The following is a 4,394-nucleotide window of genomic DNA, read 5'->3' on the forward strand; positions in this document are numbered from 1 at the left end:
ATATAATGGTCAGGACAGCGAAATCAGCGCCTTACTTGGGAAATGTGGGCTGAGACGTCGGAACAAGGCGACTGCCCATGAACCCGATCACATCGACCTGGACGGGTATGGTCCCTGTGGAGGATACGGAGCTGTGCGTCACCGATACGGGCGGACCGGGTCGCGCCATCGTCTATCTGGACGGCTCCTACGTCACCCGGCGGAACTGGCGGCCCGTGATCGCCGAGCTCGGCCCCGGCTGGCGTCACATCAGCTTCGACGAGCGCGCACGCGGCCGGTCGAGGCGGTCCGCGGACTACTCATTCGAGGCGTGCGTCCGCGACGTCGACGCCGTGCTGAACGCACGCGGCGTGGAACGGCCGTTGCTCGTCGGCTGGTCCTACGGCGCCTACGTGGCAGTGCACTGGGTCGACCGAAACCCGAGCCGCGGCGCCGCGGTAGTCGCGGTCGATAGCGCTGTTCCTTACGGCTTGACCGGTGAGGAGAGCCGCGACCGGATCCGGGGAATGTTCCGCAGGATGCGGTTGCTGCTTCCGCTCGCGAGCCGGCTCGGCCTTGCCGCCCATATGACCGCCGACCAGCACGCCGAGATCAACATCGAGATCAACAAGATTGCCGCCGCCTGCGCGCCGGTCCTCGAACGGTTGACCTGTCCCGTCCGGTACGTGCTGGCGACGGACGGCAACTTCGGCGGGAGTCAGGAGGAGATGGAAGCGATGCGGGCCGCGCTCGATCCCGTGCTCGCTCGGAACCCGCACCTCAAGATCAGCGCGAAGGTCGCGAGCAACCACACCCAAATTCTGCGCGAGGATTTCCGAGCTGTCGCCCAAGCGATTCGAGAACTCGCCACAGAGGAAGGGGCCGCCTGACGCGGACCCCTCCCGCCGCCTTTGCGAATAAGGCTACGCCTTCGAGAACAGCTCCGCCCAGCGGGGCTTCTTGCGGGTCTTCCAGGCGCCGCGATGCCAGGCGTCCGAGGCGATCAGCGGGACCACGGTGGTGGCCTCTGCGAACACCATCTGCTCCCAGGTCACATCGACCTTCCCCCAGGAGCAGGCCTCCTTGAGCGTCGACGAGGAACAGGCGCCGTCGCGCACGTCGGCGACGGTGATCTGCACGGCGTATTTGTGCATCTCGGCTTCGTGGCCGAGGATCTCGGCGCAGACGACGGTGTCCTGGGCGAAGTTCTTCGGCACGCCGCCGCCGACCATGAATAGGCCCGTGGTCCCGGCCGCCAGCTTGATGTCGGTCAGTTCGCGGAAGTCAGCGACCGCGTCGATGGTCAGGTAAGGCTTGCCGGCCTTCATACGCTCGACCTGGTGCTTCACCAGGCCGAACCCCGCGGACGAATCCACGAAGGCCGGGCAGAAGATCGGCACGCCTTCGCGGTAGGCGGTCTCTACCAGGCTGTCGGGCTTCTTGGCGTTGCCGGCGGCCAGCCACTTGCCCATCTCGTGGATGAACTCGCGGCTCGAATAGGGACGAGGCTCCAGCTGCTCGCAGATCGCATAGATCGTGGCGTCGCAGTTCTGCAGCTCCTCCTCGTCGATGTAGGTGTCGTAGATGCGGTCGATGTACATCTCGCGCAGCTCGCGGTCGTCGACGGTGGAGTCGGCCTGGTAGTGCTTGAATCCCAGCGCCTCGAAGAAATCCATGTCGACGATGGAGGCGCCCGTGGCCACCACGACGTCGATCATCCCGTACTTCAGCATGTCGCGGTAGATGTGCATGCAGCCGCCGGCCGAGGTGGAGCCGGCCAGCGTCAGCCAGGTCGAACAGCCGGCGTCCTCCAGGCTCATCGACAGGATGTCGGCGGCGCGGGCGGTGTCGCGGCTGGTGAAGCTCATCTTGCGCATGGCGTCGATGACGGGCCGGGCGTCGTAGGCGTCGATCGCCACGTGCTCGACGGTGTTGGCCAGAAGCTCGGCCTTGCGGTTGGTCTTTTGAACGTCAGCGTTCATCTTCGGAAGTTCCCTTCTGAGGGTGATCGCCCGTCCATAGGAAAGGCGCGACCGGGACGGAGCGACCGGCCGCGCCTATAACATTCCAGACCCGACAGTTGTTACCGCTTGCGGCGGCTTTTGCCGGCCCGGCCCTTGGGCCGCGAGAAGCGGACGACCTTGCGCTCCTCATCCTGCTGCTCGCGCGGCAGGCGGATGGAGCGGCCAGCCAGGCCGAACATGGAGGCCATGGGCGCGTCGCCCACCTCGACGGTTTCGGCATCGCCGAAGCCGTTGAAGCGGGTGTTCATCGCCACGCCATAGGCGCCCAGCATGCCGATCTCGACGTAGTCGCCTTCCTGGATGTCCTCAGGCAGCCAGAACGGCCCCGGCATGTGGTCCATGGAGTCGCAGGTCGGGCCGTAGAAGCGAAAGGGCTTCAAGGGGCCCTCCACCTCATGCGCCTCGGCGCCTTCGCCGCGGTAGAGCTTCACCGGGAAGGGCCACTTCACGTGCGCCGCGTCGAACAGCGAGCCGTAGCTGCCGTCGTTGAGATAGAGCGCATCGCCCTTCTTCAGCTCGACCTTGGTGAGGATCGAGGAGGCTTCGGCCACCAGCGCCCGGCCCGGCTCGCACCACAGCTCGGTCTCCTCGTGGACCATCATGTCCGCGAAGCCGCGCTGGATGGAGTCGACGTAGTCGGCCATGTCCGGCGGCACCATGCCCGGGTAGATCGACGGGAACCCGCCGCCCACGTCGACGATGTCGACCATGACGCCGGCCCGCACGATGGCGCGCGAGGCCTGGGCCATGGCGGCCTGGTAGGCGGTGGGGCGCATGCACTGGCTGCCCACGTGGAAGCAGACGCCCATCTTGCCCTGGGTGGCCGCCCGCGCCGCCAGCAGCAGCGAGGAGGCCTCGTGCGTCTCGACGCCGAACTTGCCGGAGAGCGAGTAGGAGGCGCCCTCGGCGCTCACGGCCAGACGGACCATCAGCGTCAGGTCGCGGGCGCCGCCGGTGGCCTCGAGAATCTTGGCCAGCTCCTCATGGGTGTCGAGGGCGAAGATCTTCACCCCATGCTTGTGGTAGGCGTCGGCGATGGCGCGGCGGCTCTTCACCGGGTGCATGAAAGCCATGCGGGCGCCCGGCGCAAAGCGCGCGACCAGCTCGATCTCGGGGATCGAGGCTACATCGAAAGACGTCACCCCGTTCGCGACAAGGGCCTCAATGACCCATGGCGAAGGGTTCGCTTTGACAGCGTAAAAGACGTCGCCCTGAAACTTGTCCTGGAACCAGCTCGCCGCTACCGCTACCGCCGCCGGTCGCGCGAAGGCGACAGGACGTTCCGGTGAGCGATCTCGGACCAGGTCCAGGGGCGTATGATACGTGTGCAATTCACGTAGCCCCCAACGGATAGTTGAACCCAATCCGGCGTTAGCAGCGCTTTTGAGGACATCGGGTCCGCCGGAGCCGCGCAGATAGGGGTATCGAGCCGCGATGTAAAGACTACTAATGGTGCGGCGCGTGCGCGCGGCCGCGGCGCGGTGGAAGCGCGCTAGACCCTGGAGCCCGCGCCATGCCATGAAGCCAGGGCCGCACACGGGAAAGCTCCGACCGCCTCCATGACCGACGCCGCCGTTCTGTCGATACGGAACGCCTCCAAGACCTTCGGTCAGCGCCAGGCGCTCGATGGGGTCTCGCTAGAGGTCAGGAAGGGCGAGATGATCGCCCTGATCGGTCCCTCCGGGTCGGGGAAGTCAACCCTGCTGCGCTCCATCAGCGCCCTGCAGACGATCGACGCCGGCAAGGGCGCGATCATCGCCTTCGACGAGCCGGTGCAGCAGAACGGCCGGATCTCGCCCAACGTCCGGCGGATCCGGACCCGGATCGGTATGATCTTCCAGCAGTTCAACCTGGTCGGGCGGCTGTCGCTGTTCTCCAACGTGGCGCTGGGCTCGTTGGGCCGGATCCATTTCTGGCAGGGGGCTTTGGGCCTGTGGCCGGCGGAGACCAAGCAGGCGGCGATGGCGGCCCTGCACCGCTTCGGCCTCTCCGACTACGCCAGCCAGCGGGCCAATACCCTCTCGGGCGGCCAGCAGCAGCGGGGCGCCATCGCACGCGCGCTCGTGCAGAAGGCCAAGATCATCCTGGCCGACGAGCCGGTGGCCAGCCTCGACCCGGTCTCCGCGCGCCGCGTGATGGATATTCTCCGCGACCTCAACCGCAAGGACGGCTTGACCGTTCTGGTCACCCTGCACCAGGTCGACTACGCGCTCCGGTACTGCGACCGCGTGGTGGCGCTGAAGGCCGGCAAGGTCGTCTACGATGGTCCCGCGAGCGGCCTGAAGACCGAGCAGCTTATCGACATTTATGGCCCGGAATTCGAGGACGTGTTCTGGGAAGGAGCGCCGGCATGATCAGTCTCGTTCAACGGAGCCTGTTCGGCGCCGCCCT

At 66.4% G+C, this 4,394-nt stretch carries 4 protein-coding genes; 2 read left to right on the forward strand and 2 right to left on the reverse strand.

The features are described 5' to 3' along the window. The first annotated feature begins 77 nt into the window (after window positions 1–77). Complete coding sequence (locus QZV94_RS23545) at window positions 78–869, forward strand: alpha/beta hydrolase (protein WP_293682677.1); 792 nt, start codon at window positions 78–80, stop codon at window positions 867–869. 33 nt (window positions 870–902) lie between these two features. Here QZV94_RS23545 and QZV94_RS23550 read toward each other — a convergent pair whose 3' ends face one another. Both QZV94_RS23550 and QZV94_RS23555 read right to left on the reverse strand, forming a co-directional pair. Then, window positions 903–1,961, reverse strand: a complete 1,059-nt coding sequence (locus tag QZV94_RS23550; RefSeq protein WP_293682679.1) for a deoxyhypusine synthase — start codon at window positions 1,959–1,961, stop codon at window positions 903–905. Window positions 1,962–2,062: 101 nt separating this feature from the next. Then, entirely contained in the window at window positions 2,063–3,334 is a 1,272-nt protein-coding gene (locus QZV94_RS23555) for a type III PLP-dependent enzyme (protein ID WP_293682681.1), read from the reverse strand. A 228-nt stretch (window positions 3,335–3,562) separates the two neighbouring features. Here QZV94_RS23555 and phnC point away from each other — a divergent pair, with 228 nt between their 5' ends. Next, a complete protein-coding gene (gene phnC / locus QZV94_RS23560) occupies window positions 3,563–4,357 on the forward strand; it encodes a phosphonate ABC transporter ATP-binding protein (RefSeq protein WP_293682683.1) in 795 nt (264 codons plus the stop codon). Window positions 4,358–4,394 lie beyond the last annotated feature (37 nt).

The sequence above is a fragment of the uncultured Phenylobacterium sp. genome, from assembly GCF_902826855.1.
GTDB lineage: Bacteria > Pseudomonadota > Alphaproteobacteria > Caulobacterales > Caulobacteraceae > Phenylobacterium.